The sequence below is a fragment of the Nocardia sp. NPDC004654 genome (assembly GCF_040609595.1).
In the GTDB taxonomy this organism is placed as follows: Bacteria; Actinomycetota; Actinomycetes; order Mycobacteriales; family Mycobacteriaceae; genus Nocardia.
This window is the reverse complement of record NZ_JBEXKI010000008.1, coordinates 390,062-406,091: the sequence shown is the minus strand read 5'-3', so window position 1 is coordinate 406,091 and position 16,030 is coordinate 390,062. Positions and strand designations below refer to the sequence as shown.

The following is a 16,030-nucleotide window of genomic DNA, read 5'->3' as shown; positions in this document are numbered from 1 at the left end:
TCCGTCGCGGCGGCTGGCACGAATGCCAGGGAGATCACCGAGACAGGCTGCGGCGGTTGCCGGGCGCCGAGGCGAGCCGACGGCTCACGCGGGCAGTTCCAAGCCGCGCGCCAGCACCGGCCACGAGGCCTTCAGCGCGTCGAGCCAGTAACCCCAGGAATGCGTTCCCGTCGGCGGGAAGTCGTAGGTCGCCGGTATGCCGAGCGAGTTCAGCTTGGCCTGCAGATTGTGGCTGCAGTAGTTGACGCCCGCCTCGATCACACCGCCGGTGAGCACCTGACTCGCCAGTCCGTCCAGTCCGGGCAGCGCGTACGGGCCGTTGAGCATGTCGTAGCGACCCGGCAGGCCGCTGCCGCTGGAGATGAAAAGCTCCACCCCGCGCAGCTTCTCGGCGTTCACGTACGGGTCGTTGGCCGCCCACATCGGATCGTCCTGGGGGCCGTACATGTTGTCGGTGTTGCCGCCGCCCCACACTCCCACGGACAGGTTGACGAAGGAATATCCGATCGGATCGCTGATCTGCGCGCACCCGCTGTAGGCCGCCGCCGCGCGAAACAGTCCGGGCGCGGCGATCGGCAGTTGCAGCACTGAGGTACCCGAAGTCGACAGTCCGGCAATGGCATTGAGTCCGTTGGTACCCAGGGCGCCGTCGATCACCGGCGGCAGCTCCTCGGTGAAGAAGGTCTTCCACTTGTGCACGCCGAGCACCGGATCCGGCGCCCGCCAATCGGTGTAGTAACTCCACGCGCCACCGATGGGCTGAATCACGTTGACGTACTTGGTGCCGAGGAACTGCAGCGCCTCCGGGGTGCGGTGATCCCAGTTCGCGGTGCCCTCGCCGCCGTCGGCGCCGGAGAGCAGATACAGCGTCGGGCGCGGCTCCGAGGTGTCGGCCGGGCGCTGCACGGTGATGGTGATCGGACGGCCCATCGCCGCCGAGTAGACGCTCAGCGTCAGGTTGCGGTCGTCCTCGATGGTGAAATCGACGATGCGCGAACCATCCGGCGCCACGGGACGCGCGAGCAGGGCGCCGCTCGCCATGATCGGATCGCTGGTCTCGGCGCAAGCCGCGCCAGGGAAGAGCGTGGTGAGTATCGCCGCGGCGGCCGCCGCCAGCGCGATCGCGGGCCTGCCGAGCGCTGGCCGCTCCATGGTGTACCTCCGTGACTCGTTCGGGTCCGTCGCACACTGCCAGGCACACCGTACTGGGTCGGCAATCCCTCGGCTATCGCGACGCGGCCGTTCCGCACGTCCCGTGAGTCAGGGCCCGGTCAGGCAATCCACGAACAGCGCGGTGGCCGACCGGGTGTCGTCGCCGCGCCAGGCGACGGCCAGCTCGGCGGGCTCGAGTCCGTCGACCGGGCGAAATACCAGACCGGGCCGTCGATAGAGGTCGGCGTTGCCCGCCGCGACCAGGGCGACGCCCAGCCCGGAGACGATCGCCTCGAATGTCTCGTCCGCCCCGGAGGCCTCGGCGCCGACGCGGACCGGGTGCCCGTCGCGCGCGTCGATCGCCAGCCAGTGATCGCGCAGCGGCCCGGCGGCGCGCGGCAGCGCGACGAACGGTTCGTCGAGCAGATCGGTGAACGCGACCGTCGCGTGGTCGGCGAGCGGGTGCCCCTCGGGAAGCATCACGCCGCGCGATTCGCGACGCAGGACCCGGGTGCGCAGTCCGTCGAGCGGAATCGGCAGCCAGACGATGCCGACATCGCTGGAGGCGTCGGCGAGCCCCGCCGTCGGATCGGACCAGCCGACCAGGCGCAGCGAGACGGTCCAGTCCGGCGCCGCCGCACGGAACCGGGAGATGGCGCGGCGCTGCAGATCCCGCCCCACCGCGGTCTGCATGCCGACCACCAGGGTCCGCGGGCGGCCGATCGCCTGGGCGCGCGGGTAGGCGCGGTCCCAGCGCTCCAGCATCTCGCGTGCGGTCGGCAGCAACTCGGCGCCCTGCGGGGTGAGCGTGACGCCGCGCGGCGTGCGTTCGAAGAGTTCGAAGCCGAGGCGGCGCTCCAGCGCTCGGATCTGTTTGGACAGCGCGGGTTGCGAGACGAAGACCCGCGCCGCGGCCCTGGTGAAGTTGGCCTCCTCCGCCACCGCGATCAGGTAGCGCAGATCCCGCAGGTCGACGTCCATAACGTTTGGTTATACCAACATGACTTGGACGGCAGGGTGCACTTCGGCGAGAGTGGTGCCATGACCAAGATCCCCGTGCGCCATCTCGGCGAAATCCCGGTTTCCGCAGTCGGTTTCGGCGCGATGGTGCTCTCGCCCGGTATGTACGGAGCGATCGACGACGACCGCGCCCTCGCCGCGCTGCGCCACGCCGTCGACCACGGCGCCACGCTCATCGACACCAGCGACGGCTACGGCGCCGACGGCCACAACGAACAACTGATCGGGCGCGCGATCCGCGGTCGCCGCGACGAACTCACCATCGCCACCAAATTCGGCTTCCGCGTTCCGGAAGGCGCCGCGGCGCACACGTTCCCGGTCGGCTTCGCGTTCGGCGAGCTCGCCGTCAACGCCGAGCCGCGTTACGTGCGCGGATACGCCGAGCAGAGCCTGCGCAACCTCGGCACCGACGTGATCGATCTGTACTACCCGCATTTCCCCGATCCCGAGGTGCCGATCGAGGAGACCGCGGGCGCGGTAGGCGAACTGGTGGCCGACGGCCTCGTGCGCTACCTGGGCCTGTCCAACGTCACCGCCGAACAGTTGCGGCGCGCGCACGCGGCGCACCCGGTCCAGGTGGTGCAGGCGGAATGGTCGATGTGGCGCCCGATCGACCCCGAATTGCTCGCGGCGGCTCGGGAATTGGGCGTCGGCGTTGTCGCGTGGAGTCCGCTGGGCGCGGGTTTCCTCACCGGAACGGTCGATCGGGTCGGCGCCGACGATTTCCGCGCCAACTTGCCCCGTTTCGACGCCGCCAATCTCGCCGCGAACAACGACTCCTACGCCGCGCTGCAGGCAATCGCGACCGAACTCGGCATCAGCCGAAGCCAATTGGCGCTCGCCTGGCTGCTGCACCAGGATCCGCACGTGGTGCCGATTCCGGGCAGTCGCACCCCCGCGCACATCGAGGACAACCTGTTCGCGGCGAATATCGGCCTGCACGCCGACACCCTGCGTCGCATCGAGCAGGTGCTCGACGGCGCGGAGGCGGTGGGGGCGACGTTGCTGGAGAGCTGACTCGGCGGGGAACCGGTGCGCGTCGATCCGTCCCGATCCGGACGGGTCGACGCGTCCCGACAAGCCCTCTGTCGGAACTGGAGTCGGCGAATCCGCGTGATCGGTTTCCGCCTCCGCTATACAGTGTGTCGCGCACGGCGCGCCGCCCGAATCCGCGACGCGGCAAATCTATAGTTTTGCTCGCAACGATGCATCGACTATGAATGTGGGGTGCTGTTCACACTCGTGATCACTTGCCTGCCATCGGATCTCCACGGTCGGAGGTCGATTTGACCATAGAGCACCCCATCGAGGACGAGGTCACGCAGCTGGCGCGGCGGGTCGAAAAGGCCCGCGGACGGCTGGCCTATCAGTTCGACCCGGCTCTCACCGAGGCGCTGTCCGAGGACGAACTACACGCCGAACGCGAACTCGCCGAGCGAATTCGCGAACAGGATCGTGGGCAGCGTTGGAAAGAGGTGCAGGCCGCAGCGGTCGCCTCCGACCGCGCGAGGCACACGGCGGAGGAAATCGCGAAGGCCGATATGCGAGATTTGTTGCTCGCCCGCAAGGCGATCGCCGCGCAGCGGCGCGAATCCAGTCCGCACGCCAAGCTCGCCTCGCTGTACCGGCACCGCGCCTGGTCGCTACGCGCGCTGGCGGGCGTGGTCGGCGCGGGCATGCTGTGGTCCGCGGTGAACGTGCAGCACAACATCGCCCCCGGCGGCCCGAGCGACCCGCTCTACTGGTTCAGCTATCTGCTGGAAGGGATGATCAGCGTCTGTCTGATCATCATCATGATCGGCACCAACAAGGTGGCCGAGTGGGGCGTCATCGACAATCGCCGCCAGGTCGCCGCCGCCGAAATGGCGCTGCTCGCGTTGACCGTCGGCCTCAACACCTACCCGTACCTGCGCTCCGGTCAGTGGTACGAGGTGGCCGTGCACGCCATCGCCCCCGTGATGATCGGTGTGGCACTGCTGATTCACGATGCCGCGAGCGCGCGGTACGGCCTCGCCATCCACCGGGCCACCGAGCAAGTGCGCGATCTGCCCGATCCGGCCGAACAGATGCGGGCCAGCTTGTCCGCGTTGGTCCGGCGCGAGAGTCTCGCCGCAGTCGCGGAGCGACCGGTGCCCGCGCCGCGACCCGAGCCGGAAGTCGTCGAGCACTACGCGGAGGTCGAGGTCGAGGAGATCGACGCTCCGGAGGTCGCGCCCGAGGACGTGCCGCCCGCGCCGACCGAGAAGCGCCGCGCGCCCGCCGAACCCGCGCAGCCCGCCACGAACGGCACCAACGGTAAGGCCCCCGAGAAGGCCGAGCCGAGGCAGGCCGAAAAGCCCGCGGCGGCGGTCGCGGTGGACAAGCCGGTCGTCGAGCCCGCCCCGGCGCGCACGCCGGAGCCGGTGGCCGCCAAAGTAGTCGTCCGCCAGACGCCCCCGCCGCCGCCGACCAAGCCGATCGAGATCGACAAGCCCGTCGCGGCGCGTCCGGCCGCCGAGAGCTCGTCGATCAAGATGAGCACGAAGGACTCCCGCATCGCGAAGGACTCGCGCAACGCGAAAGACTCGCGCAACGCCAAGGACTCCCGCAAGGCGGCTCCGCCGGATCCGGACGGCGCCTACCACGAGGTGGTTCGCTCGTCGGGGATCTACGACACCGGGCAGTTCCGCATCGCCGAGGCGCTCGAACAGGAACTCGCCGAGATGCAGGAGGCGCGCAGGCGGGCGCGCACCGGCAGGCAGCGCTGAACGCTCAGCTCGGGCTCGCGGCCGGGGTGAGCGAACCGCGCAGCCGCTGATCGAGCTCGTCGCGATAGAACTCGAGGAAGCCGTCCGGATCCGGTCCGGCGTTCTGCAGCACGAGATGGTCGAATCCCGCGTCGGTGTAGGCGCGGACGGCTTCCACGTAGCGTTCCGGGTCGGAGCCGCAGGTGAAGTGGTCGCGGATGTCCTCCTCGCGGACCGTGGCGCTCGCGGCGGCGAAGTTGACCGGGTTGGGTAGCTCGCTCATGACCTTCCATCCGGTGAGCGCCCAGCGGGTCGTCTCCAGCGCCGCCTGCGCACCGGTGTGTTCGTCGGGCGCCCAGGCCAGCGGCACCTCGGCGTAGCGCGGCCCGTCGCCGCCGTGCTCGCGGTACTGCCGGACGATCGAGGGGTCGGCGTCGGTGGCGAACAGGCCGTCGCCGAGTTCGGCGGCCAGCTCGGCCGATGCGGCCCCGCCCGCCGCGACCGCGATCGCAGGAAGCCGCTCGGGCAGGTCGAAGATCCTGGCGTCCGAGAGATGCAGGTACTTGCCCGAATACGACTGATAGCCGCCGCTCCAGAGCAACCGGATGATCTCGAGCGCTTCGCGCAGCATCTCGTGGCGCACCCGCACCGAGTCCGGGAACTCGAGGCCGACGATGTGCTCGTTGAGCCGTTCGCCCGACCCGACGCCGAGCGTGAAGCGTCCGTCGGAGATCAGCGCCATGGTGGCGGCGGCCTGGGCCACGATCGCGGGGTGGTAGCGCAGGATCGGACAGGTGACGCCGGTGGCCAGGCCGATGCGGTCGGTACGCGCCGCGATGGCGCCGAGCACCGTCCAGGCGAACGGCGAGTGGCCCTGGTTGTCCAGCCAGGGATGGAAGTGGTCGCTGATCTCGACGAAGTCGAAACCCGCGCGCTCGGCTTGCACGGCCTGGCGGATCAGTTCGGCGGGACCGAAACCCTCTGCCGCCAGCTTGTATCCGATCTGCATCGCTACCTCCTTGCCGGGTGGTGTCGCCGGTCGATCACCGACCGGCTACCCGCGCCCGCCTCTGGCAAACGAGAGCGCGAGCTCACCCGCCAGTGGAATGTGCTCCAGGTTTGCCGGGCGCACGGCCGGGTAGATCCGCATCGTCGCACGTCACCGCAGATCCGCCGGGAGGTCCGATGTACGGTCTCGCGCAATGGACACCGGGGCCCGGCGGCCCGGACCTGGTGTGGTTCGCCATGGCGTATCCGCGCCGACCTCGGCCTCTGCCAGCTCGGGGACCTTGCGCGCACCGGGGGGCCGCGTGATCGGTTACTACATCCACCACCACGGCTCGGGACATCTCGTCCGCGCTCGCCGCATCAGCGCCTGTCTCGCGCAGCCGGTCACGGCGCTGTCCTCGCTGGCACTCTCCGACGACGAGATCTTCGACGACGTCGTGCGCCTGCCCGCCGGCAACCTTCCCGCGACGGTCCGCGATCCCACCGCGTCGGGCGTTCTGCACTGGGCGCCGCGACACGATCGCGGTCAGGCCGAGCGGATGGCGGCGGTCGCGGCGTGGCTCGCGGCGACGCGGCCGGACGCGCTGGTGGTGGACGTGTCGGTGGAGGTGGCGCTGCTGGCCCGCCTGCACGGGGTGCCCGTCGTCTACATGGCGCTGCCCGGCGCCCGTACCGATCCCGCCCACCAGCTGGTGCACCGCATCGCCGAACGCCTGATCGCGGCGTGGCCGCGCGAACTCTACGATCCGTCGTGGCTGCGCCCGTACACGGACAAGACCCGCTATGTCGGCGGCATCACCCGATTCGACGGCCGCCCCCCGCTGTTCGCGGCACGCGACGACCGCCCGACGGTGCTGGTCGTCGGCGGCGCGGGCGGTGCGGCGTTCACGGCGGGGATGGTGCGCGCCTGCGCCCTGCGTCACCATCAATATCGTTGGCGCACTATCGCATTGGGTGACTGGGTGGACGACCCGTGGCCGGAGCTGTGCCGGGCCGACGTGATCGTGACGCACGCCGGGCAGGGTGCGATCGCCGATGTCGCTGCCGCGGGCAAACCCGCCGTGGTGGTGCCCGCGCCGCGCCCGTTCGACGAACAACTGGCCACCGCGCGCGCACTCGCGTCGGCGGGCATGGCGCTGACGCTCGACCGCTGGCCCGATCTCGAGGACTGGCCCGGCTTGCTCGCCCGAGCCCGCGAGCTGGACACCGGACGCTGGCGCGCGTGGCAGACCCGTGGCGCCGGGGTGCGCGCGGCCGCGGCGATCGCCGAGGTCGTCGCCGAGCGGCTGCGGTCCGCCTCGTGAGAACCGCCTCCGCGGCCTGATCGACCAGGAGCCAGGCGGGCTCACTCGGAAGCCGGGCGATAACCCGGCGCGAGCGGGGTAAACGACCAGCATGACAGCGACCATGGTCCCGAAAGCCCAGCCCATGCCCGAGCCGCGCGGCGAGCTGTCCGCGGCGGTGGTCGAACTCCTGCACGGCACGCCGGGACAGTCCGTACCGGGGGCCGGGTCGACGGACCCGTTCGACGAGGATCTGCTTCTCGCCCTGCACACCTGCTACGAGTTGCACTACTACGGGTTCGCGAAGGTTCATCCCGGCTGGGAGTGGGACCCCGGCCTGCTCGGGTTGCGTGCCGAGATGGAACAGCGGCTGCTGCGCGGGCTGCGCGACGCCGTCCCCGGCGGGACCGATCTGGAAGGGGAACTCGAACAGCTGCTCGTGACACCGGTCGAGGCGAGCGGGCCGAGCCAGTTCCTGCTCGATCGCGGCGAGTGGTGGCAGATGCGCGAGTACCTGGTGCACCGCTCGCTCTACCACCACAAAGAGGCCGATCCGTACGCATGGGCCATTCCGCGGCTGCGCGGTCAGGCTAAAGCGTCGCTGGTCGCGGTCGAGTTCGACGAGTTCGGCGGCGGGCGCGGCGAACGGGTGCACGCCGAGCTGTACGCGAAGCTGATGGCCGCGGCGGGCCTGAATCCGGACTATCTGCACTATCTGGACGTGATTCCGGCGCCGATGTTCGCCCTGATGGACACGATCTCGCTGTTCGGACTGCACCGTGAGCTGCGCGGGGCGCTCGTCGGTCATTTCGCGACCGTGGAGATCAGCTCGCCGCCGGGGGCGCGGCGGATGGTGGAGGCGCTGCGCCGCCTCGACGCCGATCCCGCCTGCACGCTGTTCTACCGCGAGCACGTCGAAGCCGACGCGGTGCACGAACAGGTCATGCGCCGCGACGTGATCGGCGACCTGCTCGCCAAGGAGCCCGAGTTGACCGAATCGGTGGTGTTCGGCATCCAGGCCACGAACCTGCTGGAAGACCGGTTCGCCGAGCATGTGCTGGGCTGTTGGGAGGCGGGACGCGGTTCGCTGCGCGACGGTGAGCCGGGTTCTGCCGGACCGCACGATTAGTTCGGCTCATTCCGGCTATCCGGCGTACGTGATGTTGATTCGCCCGCCCTGGGTCTACCGCCCGCAAACGGATACCTGGTTGTTGGCCATGGCGCTGTCCGAGGCGGGCATTCCGCGCGGTGGGCACGTGCTGGACGTGTGCACGGGAAGCGGGGCGTTGGCCATCGCGGCCGCGCGCGGTGGCGCCAGGGCGGTCACCGCTGTGGATATCTCCCGCTCCGCGGCGGCGTCGGCGTGGCTGAACTGCCGGATCCGTGGGATCGGGGCCGAGGTGATCCGCGGCGACTTCAGCCGCGCGCTGCGCGGACGCCGCTTCGATCTCGTTCTCGCCAATCCGCCCTACGTCCCAGCGCCCGCGGGCGCTGGCCACCACGGGGCGGCGCGCGCGTGGAACGCGGGTGTGTCCGGGCGCGGTGCGCTCGACCGGCTGTGCCGGATGATGCCGGATCTGCTGAAACCCCGAGGCGCGGCGCTGGTCGTGCACTCGATGCTGTCCGATCCGGACAGCACGCTGATTCAATTACGTGACACCGGTTTGAAAGCCGCGATCGTGGCCCGCCACACCGTTCCCTTCGGGCCGGTGCTGCGCGGGCGCGCCGACTGGCTCGCTTCGATCGGACTCATCGAACCCGGCCAGGACAAGGAAGATCTGGTGGTGATCCGTGCCGATCGAATCCGAAAATGAGCGCAGGCGAGTCACTTTCACCGACGACGGGCCCGCTCTCGTCGAGGGTCCGGTGGAGCTCGTGACCGCCGACGGGAAGACGATCCGCTGTGACCGCTTCCAGGTCGCGATCTGCCTGTGCCGCCGTTCCAAGACCTACCCCTTGTGTGACACCAGCCACCGCAAGCACCGCCGCGCCACCGCCTGAGGACGGATCCCGACAGCGACGCACCGACAGGAGGAACCATGGGTCAACAGGTCGGCGACTACGTCGTGCGACGACTGCGCGAATGGGGTGTCCAGCAGGTCTTCGGATATCCCGGTGACGGCATCAACGGCTTGGTCGCCGCATTCGGGCGAGCCGACGACGACCCCGCGTTCATCCAGGCCAGGCACGAGGAGATGTCGGCGTTCGAGGCCACCGGCTACGCCAAGTTCAGCGGCAACGCCGGTGTCTGCACCGCCACCTCGGGGCCGGGCGCGATCCATCTGCTGAACGGCCTCTACGACGCCAAACTCGATCACGTGCCGGTGGTGGCGATCGTCGGGCAAACCGCGCGCAGCGCGATGGGCGGCAGCTACCAGCAGGAAGTGGATCTGCAAAACCTGTTCCAGGACGTCGCCGAGTACGTGGTCGAGGTCAATGTCGCCAGTCAGTTGCCCAACGCGCTCGACCGCGCCTTCCGCGTCGCCATCACGCGGCGCGCGCCGACGGCGGTGATCATCCCCTCCGATCTCCAGGAGGAAGAGTACGAGCCACCCGAGCACGCCTTCAAGCAGGTGCCCTCCAGCCCGCCGGGCGCGCTGCCGCCCGCGCGAGTGATCCCTGCGAGCGACCAGATCCGGCGCGCCGCGGAGATCCTCGACGCCGGATCGCGGGTCGCGATCCTGATCGGCCAGGGCGCGCGCTCGGCCGCCGCGGAGGTCGTGGAGATCGCCGACCGCACCGGCGCGGGCGTGGCGAAGGCGCTGCTCGGCAAGGACGTGCTCCCCGACGATCTGCCGTTCGTCACCGGGCCGATCGGATTGCTCGGCAGCAGGCCGAGTTACGAGCTGATGCGCGATTGCGACACCCTGCTCATCGTCGGCTCCAGCTTCCCCTACTCGCAGTTCCTGCCCGAGTTCGGTCAGGCGCGTGCGGTGCAGATCGATATCGACGGCACCATGATCGGCATGCGGTACCCCACCGAGGTGAATCTGGTGGGCGACGCGAAATCCACATCGGCCGAGCTGATTCCGCTGATCCAGCGCAAGATCGATCGCTCGTGGCGGGAGAAGGTGGAGAAGAACGTGGCCCGCTGGTGGGAGACGCTCGAACGGCAGTCGATGCTGGACGCGCAGCCACTCAACCCGATGCGCGTGGTCTGGGAACTGTCCCAACGCATTCCCGAGAACGCCATAGTCACGGCGGATTCGGGCTCCTCGACCAACTGGTATGCCCGGTGCCTGCGCTTCCGCGGCCAGATGCGTGGCTCACTGTCCGGGACGCTCGCGACGATGGGTCCTGGCGTCCCGTACGCCATCGGCGCGAAGTTCGCCCACCCGGACCGGCCCGCGATCGCGCTGGTCGGCGACGGCGCGATGCAGATGAACGGGCTCGCCGAGCTGCTCACCATCGCCCGCTACCGGCGCCGCTGGTCGGATCCGCGGCTGATCGTCTGCGTCTTCCACAACAACGACCTCAACCAGGTCACCTGGGAGCTGCGCGCGATGGGCGGCGCGCCGAAATTCGTGGAGTCGCAATCGCTTCCGGAGGTCTCCTACGCGGAGGTCGCCCGGGTCATGGGGTTGGCCGCGATCACCGTCGAGGCGCCAGAGGATCTGGGCCCCGCCTGGGATCGCGCGCTGAACGCCGACTGTCCGGTGGTGCTCGACGTGCTGTGCGATCCCGAGGTGCCGCCCATCCCGCCGCACGCCACCTGGGAGCAGTTGAAGGACACCGCCGAAGCCGTACTGCGCGGTGATCCCGATGCCAGGCGCTTCATCACCCAGGGCATGAAAGCCAAAGCGCAGGAATTCATCAGGAGGAGTTGAGCAATGGGTTTTCCGGAGCAGCAGCAAGAGGTCCCCGGCGTCCAGGCCAGGATGACGCCGGTGCCGGACTGCGGCGAGGACAGCTACCGCGGTTCGGGCAAGCTCACCGGCAAGGCGGCGGTGATCACCGGCGCCGACAGCGGCATCGGGCGCGCGGTGGCGATCGCGTTCGCCAGGGAAGGCGCCGATGTGCTGATCTCCTATCTCGACGAGGACGAGGACGCGAAGCAGGTCGCCGATCTGGTGACCCAGGCGGGCCGCAAGGCCGTGCTGGTGGCGGGCGATCTCGCCGATCCCGCGCACTGCCGCGCCGTCATCGATCGCGCCGTACAGGAGTTCGGCAAGGTGGATGTGCTGGTGAGCAACGCGGCCTACCAGATGACCCACGAGACCCTCGAGGAGATCTCCGACGAGGAGTTCGACCACACCTTCAAGCTGAACGTCGGCGCGTACTTCTATCTCGTGAAAGCCGCACTGCCGCATATGCCTTCGGGCTCGTCGATCATCGGCAGCTCGTCGGTGAACTCGGACATGCCCTCGCCGACGCTGGCGCCCTACGCGGCGACCAAGGCGGCCATCGCCAACTTCTCCGCCAGCCTGGCGCAGTTGTTGGGGGAGCGCGGGATTCGGGTCAACAGCGTCGCGCCGGGACCGATCTGGACGCCGCTGATCCCCTCGACCATGCCGGTGGAGAAGGTCACGAAGTTCGGTGACGACACGCCGCTGGGGCGTGCGGGTCAACCCGCCGAACTCGCGGCGGCCTACGTGCTGCTCGCCTCCGACGACGGCAGCTACATCTCGGGCGCGCGGCTCGCGGTGACGGGCGGTCGGCCCATCCTCTGATCCGCGCGGGGCGGTGGTCCGTCGGCCCAGGTGAGACCGATTTCTTTGCGATCACGTTTCGATAACGGGGTCGCGGGTATCCGATCAGTGTCGAATTCAGTGGGAAACGAGGGACATCGGATGAAGCAGGAATCGACCGTGGGCGCCGCGGACGACACCGCCCGTACGGACTCGTACGACAACGTCGAGCCGTGGTTCGAGAAGCTGGCGAGCCTGGACGAGAACGACCCGCACCGGCATCGGCTGCGGGAGGACATCGTCCGGATGTGCCTGCCGCTGGCCGAACACATCGCGCGTCGCTTCGCGGGCCGCGGCGAGGCGTTCGACGACCTGCACCAAATCGCCCGCCTCGGGTTGGTGCAGGCCGTGGATCGCTTCGACGTCTCCCGCGGCAGTTCCTTCCTGTCGTTCGCGGTGCCGACCGTGATGGGGGAGGTGCGGCGGCACTTCCGCGACCGCACCTGGTCGGTGCGGGTCCCGCGGCGGCTCAAGGAGATTCAGCAGCTGATCGGCCCCGCCACCGACACGCTCGCGCAGCGGCTCGGCCGTATGCCCACCGCCCGCGAACTCGCCGCCGAACTCGATGTGGAGCTCACCGAGATCACCCAGGCACTGGTCGCGAGCAACGGCTACCAGGCGAGTTCACTGGACGCCACGCCGCGCGACAACGACGACGACAGCTCGCCGCGCGCCGCGGTCGACACCCTCGGCGCGGAGGAACCCTGCTACCGGCTGCTGGAGGACGCGATGGCCGTGCGTCCGCTGCTCGCCGAACTGCCGGAGCGTGAACGCCAGGTGCTCGTCATGCGGTTCTTCGAGAACCGGACCCAGGCCCAGATTGCCGAGCGCCTCGGGGTGTCGCAGATGCAGATCTCGCGCATCCTCGCCAAGACGTTGAAGACGTTGCGCGACCGGGCACTCGGCGACGACACCGAGCATCTGGCGGCCTGACCTTCGGCCGCTTGGCTCGGTGCAGCTGCCCGCCGTAGCTCGGGTAGATCGTCGGCGCCGGTGATCCGGTGTACGAGAGCGCGGCTCGATCACTGCTCGGCGGATAGACGACAACCCACGACCGCGGTGATCGTCATCGACCGGGCGTCCGCGAAGATCGACAGCTCGATGTCGCTGTCCCACCGCGCGCCGTCGCCGCCCTGGAAGGTGACGTGCCGGTCGGGTGACGAGCTACCGCCCGGCAGCATGTCCGTCGCGCCGACGGACACGGCCAGCGCGCGGGCCGTCTCCTGGAATCCCGGCCACGCCGCCGCGGGCAGCGAACCCTCGGTGCGGTAGCGCGGCAGGACCACGCGCCGGCCGCCGGTGTGCGCGTAAGGCCCGTAGCAGGGCCCGATCGCGCGGTCTTCGGTCTGGCGCCAGCGCAGCGTGGGTTCGAGCGCCGAGGCGGCGGCCACGATCTGTTCGACGACCGACGCGACCTGGTGTTCGGCGACCTCGGAAGACGGCAATTCGGTCAATTCGGCTGAGACCGCCGCGATCTCGTCGGCGGAAGGCGGTGGGGCGGGCTCGCCGAGCAGAGTCGCGCAGCCGCCGACCGTCAGGCCGATGACCGCCAGTGCGGCGATCGCGCGCAGTGCGGCGGGCTGCCGCCACCGTCCGGTCGTCATCGTCTCCCCACGCTTTCCGCGGTCGCGCCGATCGTGAGCGCGCTTCCCGCGCAATCCTATTCGCGACCGGTGCCGCCCAGGCGCGGATCGCGACGCGCCGCGACCGTGGCCGCCACCCCGCGAGACTCCGTTTTAGATGTCGATTCCCGAGACATCCGTCGAGGTTTTGGATAGTTTGGCCCTCGTTCAGTGAAGATCTGGCAAACACTATCCCCGGCCCGGCGGCGACGGAGGTTCGCGCGTCGCGCGCGGCCGACGAGAAGGGGTGTGCGGTGACGGGGACATTCCAGGCGGACGAACACATCGGTCGCCCGGCGCAGGGCAGGGAGGGGCCGAGCACGTGGTGACCATCGCGCAGTTGCGGGCCGTCTTGGCGATACTGCACATCGACCCGGACGCGGTGGACCCGCCCTTCGACGGACCGAGGGACGCCGCCGCGGAGCGGGCGCTGCTGGTCGGTCTGCTGCGACACGTGGTCGGCGGCGAACCGCGCCATGCCATTCCGGTGGCCGAGGACCCGGCCGAACGGATGTGCGCCGACGCCGCGGAGCTGCACGACCGCATCGGCGCGATGGCCGAGGACGCGACCGCCGAGCCCGCGCCGGTATTGCTCGCCGCGGCCACTCGGTCGGCCGACGCCACGACGGCGTTGCTGGAGCTGAGCCGCAACCCCGCGGGCAGCGACTCCGAAATCCGTTGGCGGCGTGCGCTGACCGATCTGGGGCAGGCTTATCACCTGCTCAACGACGAATACGTCGGCCGGTCGAACACCACGACGGCCCCGCTACGTTGAGGGGCCGCGCCGGGTCGTTCCGGGAGGGTCGCTCGTCAGACGGGACGGGCCACGCGACGGTCGCGCCACACCAGAACGGGTTCCACCACACGCGCCGCTATCGGGCCGAGCACCGCCATCAGCAGTACGTACGTCGTCGCCAGCGCCGCGAACTCGGTCGGCACCGCGCCCGCGGTGACCGCTAATCCCGCGATGACGATGGAGAACTCGCCGTGCGCGACCAACGCCGTGCCCGCGCGCGCCCGCCCGTACCGCGAGGTGCCCGCGCGTTTGGCGGCCCACCAGCCGGTGGCGACCTTGGTGGCCGTGGTGACCACGGCGAGCAGGCAGGCCCAGCCGAGCACCGGGGGAATCGTCGACGGATCCGTGCTCAGCCCGAACAGCACGAAGAACAGCGCGGCGAACAAGTCGCGCAACGGCTCCAGGATCTTGGTGGCGTTGTGCGCCGTCGAATCCGAGATCGCGATACCGAGCAGGAACGCCCCCACCGCGGCCGAGACCTGGAGCGCGGACGCGAGACCCGCGACGAGCAGCGCCGAGCCGAGCAGCTTGAGCAGGAAGATCTCGCGATCGTCGCTGTCCACGATCATCGAGACGTAGCGCCCGTAGCGCAGCGCGACCACGAGCACCACCGTGACGGCGAGCAGGGCGATTCCGACGGTGGTGAGACCGGCCAGGAACCCCGCGCTCGCGAGCACCGCCGTCAGCACCGGCAGGTAACCGGCCATCACCAGGTCCTCGAACACCAGGATGGACAGAATCGTGGGGGTCTCCCGGTTGCCTAGCCTGCCCAGGTCGTTGAGCACCTTGGCGACGATGCCCGACGAGGAGATGTAGGTGACGCCCGCCATCGCGATGGCGCCGGTCAGACCCCAGCCCAGGAAGAGCGCGACGAGCACGCCGGGGGTGGCGTTGAGCACGATGTCGACCACACCGGCCGCCCAGGATCGGCGCAGGCCGGTGACGAGTTCGGCGGCAGTGTATTCCAGCCCGAGCAGCAGCAGCAGAAGGACGACGCCGATCTCGCTGGCCAGATGGATGAACGAATCGACATGGTCCAGTTCGACGAGACCGCCTGTGCCGAACATCAAGCCGCCGACCAGGTAGAACGGGATCGGCGACATGCCGATGCGCGCGGCGATGCGGCCGAGCAGGCCGAGGCCGAAGAAGACCGCGCCCAGCTGGATCAGGGAGAGCGCGGTTTCGTGTGCCACCACGCCTCAGCCGTCCGTGAGGATGATGGCGGCGGCCGCTAGACCGTCCGCGGTGCCGACGACGATCAGGACGTCGAAGGCGGCGAACGCGAATTCCGGTCCCGGCGAGGCGATCACGTGCCCGGCGCGCACGAGCGCGACGATGGACGTCTTGGTACGCGTCCGCATCGCGGTGTCGCCGAGCGGCCTGCCGTCGTAGGGCGAGCCCGGGCGAACGGTGAGCTGCCGGGTGATCACCCCGTCGAATGCGCGGTGCTCGTCTTGCAATTGAGCGACCACCTGCGGTGCGCCGAGCAAGTTGGCGAGCAGCGACGCTTCGCGCCGGGTGAGCGAGATCTGCTCGGTGACGTCGGGGTTGTCGGGCTTGCTGACGATCAGGTCCAAAGTGCCGTCGCGGTGGTCGATCACGCCGACGCGTCGGTTGTTCTTCAACGGAAAATCTTTGCGGACACCAATACCCGGCAAGGGTGTTACCTCTACGTTCACGACTCCACCCTATCCGGACAATTCGGGCTCGTTCCGCGTCGCGTGAACGGTCGCCG

16 protein-coding genes are annotated in these 16,030 nt (G+C 69.5%); 10 read left to right on the top strand and 6 right to left on the bottom strand.

Annotated elements, in window-relative coordinates; genetic code table 11:
- Positions 1–84 precede the first annotated feature (84 nt).
- Both ABZV58_RS27230 and ABZV58_RS27225 read right to left on the bottom strand, forming a co-directional pair.
- Positions 85–1,152 (bottom strand): alpha/beta hydrolase family protein, encoded by a 1,068-nt coding sequence (locus ABZV58_RS27230; RefSeq protein WP_355003004.1) that lies wholly within the window; start codon positions 1,150–1,152, stop codon positions 85–87.
- A gap of 108 nt (positions 1,153–1,260) precedes the next feature.
- Complete coding sequence (locus tag ABZV58_RS27225) at positions 1,261–2,133, bottom strand: LysR substrate-binding domain-containing protein (protein ID WP_355003003.1); 873 nt, start codon at positions 2,131–2,133, stop codon at positions 1,261–1,263.
- A gap of 60 nt (positions 2,134–2,193) precedes the next feature.
- Here ABZV58_RS27225 and ABZV58_RS27220 point away from each other — a divergent pair, with 60 nt between their 5' ends.
- Both ABZV58_RS27220 and ABZV58_RS27215 read left to right on the top strand, forming a co-directional pair.
- Entirely contained in the window at positions 2,194–3,189 is a 996-nt protein-coding gene (locus ABZV58_RS27220) for an aldo/keto reductase (RefSeq protein WP_355003002.1), read from the top strand.
- A 269-nt stretch (positions 3,190–3,458) separates the two neighbouring features.
- Positions 3,459–4,919 carry a hypothetical protein gene (locus tag ABZV58_RS27215; protein WP_355003001.1) on the top strand — a complete coding sequence of 487 codons (1,461 nt, stop codon included), beginning with the start codon at positions 3,459–3,461 and terminating at the stop codon, positions 4,917–4,919.
- Positions 4,920–4,923: 4 nt separating this feature from the next.
- Here ABZV58_RS27215 and ABZV58_RS27210 read toward each other — a convergent pair whose 3' ends face one another.
- The gene (locus ABZV58_RS27210) at positions 4,924–5,907 is read right to left on the bottom strand and encodes a TIGR03557 family F420-dependent LLM class oxidoreductase (protein ID WP_355003000.1); all 984 of its coding nucleotides are present in this window, start codon (positions 5,905–5,907) and stop codon (positions 4,924–4,926) included.
- 301 nt (positions 5,908–6,208) lie between these two features.
- Between ABZV58_RS27210 and ABZV58_RS27205 the strand changes: the two genes are divergently transcribed.
- From ABZV58_RS27205 to ABZV58_RS27175, 7 genes are all read left to right on the top strand, one after another.
- Entirely contained in the window at positions 6,209–7,210 is a 1,002-nt protein-coding gene (locus ABZV58_RS27205) for a glycosyltransferase (protein WP_355002999.1), read from the top strand.
- 91 nt (positions 7,211–7,301) lie between these two features.
- On the top strand, positions 7,302–8,318 hold the full coding sequence (locus ABZV58_RS27200; RefSeq protein WP_355002998.1) for an iron-containing redox enzyme family protein: 1,017 nt from the start codon (positions 7,302–7,304) through the stop codon (positions 8,316–8,318).
- A complete protein-coding gene (locus ABZV58_RS27195; protein ID WP_355002997.1) occupies positions 8,287–9,003 on the top strand; it encodes a HemK2/MTQ2 family protein methyltransferase in 717 nt (238 codons plus the stop codon). Before ABZV58_RS27200 ends, ABZV58_RS27195 begins: the two co-directional genes overlap by 32 nt.
- Entirely contained in the window at positions 8,981–9,190 is a 210-nt protein-coding gene (locus ABZV58_RS27190; protein ID WP_355002996.1) for a CDGSH iron-sulfur domain-containing protein, read from the top strand. Before ABZV58_RS27195 ends, ABZV58_RS27190 begins: the two co-directional genes overlap by 23 nt.
- A gap of 38 nt (positions 9,191–9,228) precedes the next feature.
- Positions 9,229–11,016, top strand: a complete 1,788-nt coding sequence (locus ABZV58_RS27185) for a thiamine pyrophosphate-requiring protein (protein WP_355002995.1) — start codon at positions 9,229–9,231, stop codon at positions 11,014–11,016.
- A 3-nt stretch (positions 11,017–11,019) separates the two neighbouring features.
- The gene (locus ABZV58_RS27180) at positions 11,020–11,859 is read left to right on the top strand and encodes a glucose 1-dehydrogenase (RefSeq protein WP_355002994.1); all 840 of its coding nucleotides are present in this window, start codon (positions 11,020–11,022) and stop codon (positions 11,857–11,859) included.
- A gap of 120 nt (positions 11,860–11,979) precedes the next feature.
- Complete coding sequence (locus ABZV58_RS27175) at positions 11,980–12,810, top strand: RNA polymerase sigma factor SigF (RefSeq protein ID WP_355002993.1); 831 nt, start codon at positions 11,980–11,982, stop codon at positions 12,808–12,810.
- An 89-nt stretch (positions 12,811–12,899) separates the two neighbouring features.
- Here ABZV58_RS27175 and ABZV58_RS27170 read toward each other — a convergent pair whose 3' ends face one another.
- The gene (locus ABZV58_RS27170) at positions 12,900–13,481 is read right to left on the bottom strand and encodes an LppA family lipoprotein (protein ID WP_355002992.1); all 582 of its coding nucleotides are present in this window, start codon (positions 13,479–13,481) and stop codon (positions 12,900–12,902) included.
- 340 nt (positions 13,482–13,821) lie between these two features.
- On the opposite strand from ABZV58_RS27170, the gene ABZV58_RS27165 reads away from it, so the two are divergent.
- A complete protein-coding gene (locus tag ABZV58_RS27165) occupies positions 13,822–14,274 on the top strand; it encodes a hypothetical protein (RefSeq protein ID WP_355002991.1) in 453 nt (150 codons plus the stop codon).
- A gap of 35 nt (positions 14,275–14,309) precedes the next feature.
- On the opposite strand, the gene ABZV58_RS27160 is transcribed toward ABZV58_RS27165, so the two are convergent.
- Entirely contained in the window at positions 14,310–15,491 is a 1,182-nt protein-coding gene (locus tag ABZV58_RS27160; protein ID WP_355002990.1) for a cation:proton antiporter, read from the bottom strand.
- 3 nt (positions 15,492–15,494) lie between these two features.
- A complete protein-coding gene (locus ABZV58_RS27155; protein ID WP_355002989.1) occupies positions 15,495–15,974 on the bottom strand; it encodes a TrkA C-terminal domain-containing protein in 480 nt (159 codons plus the stop codon).
- Positions 15,975–16,030: the final 56 nt, after the last annotated feature.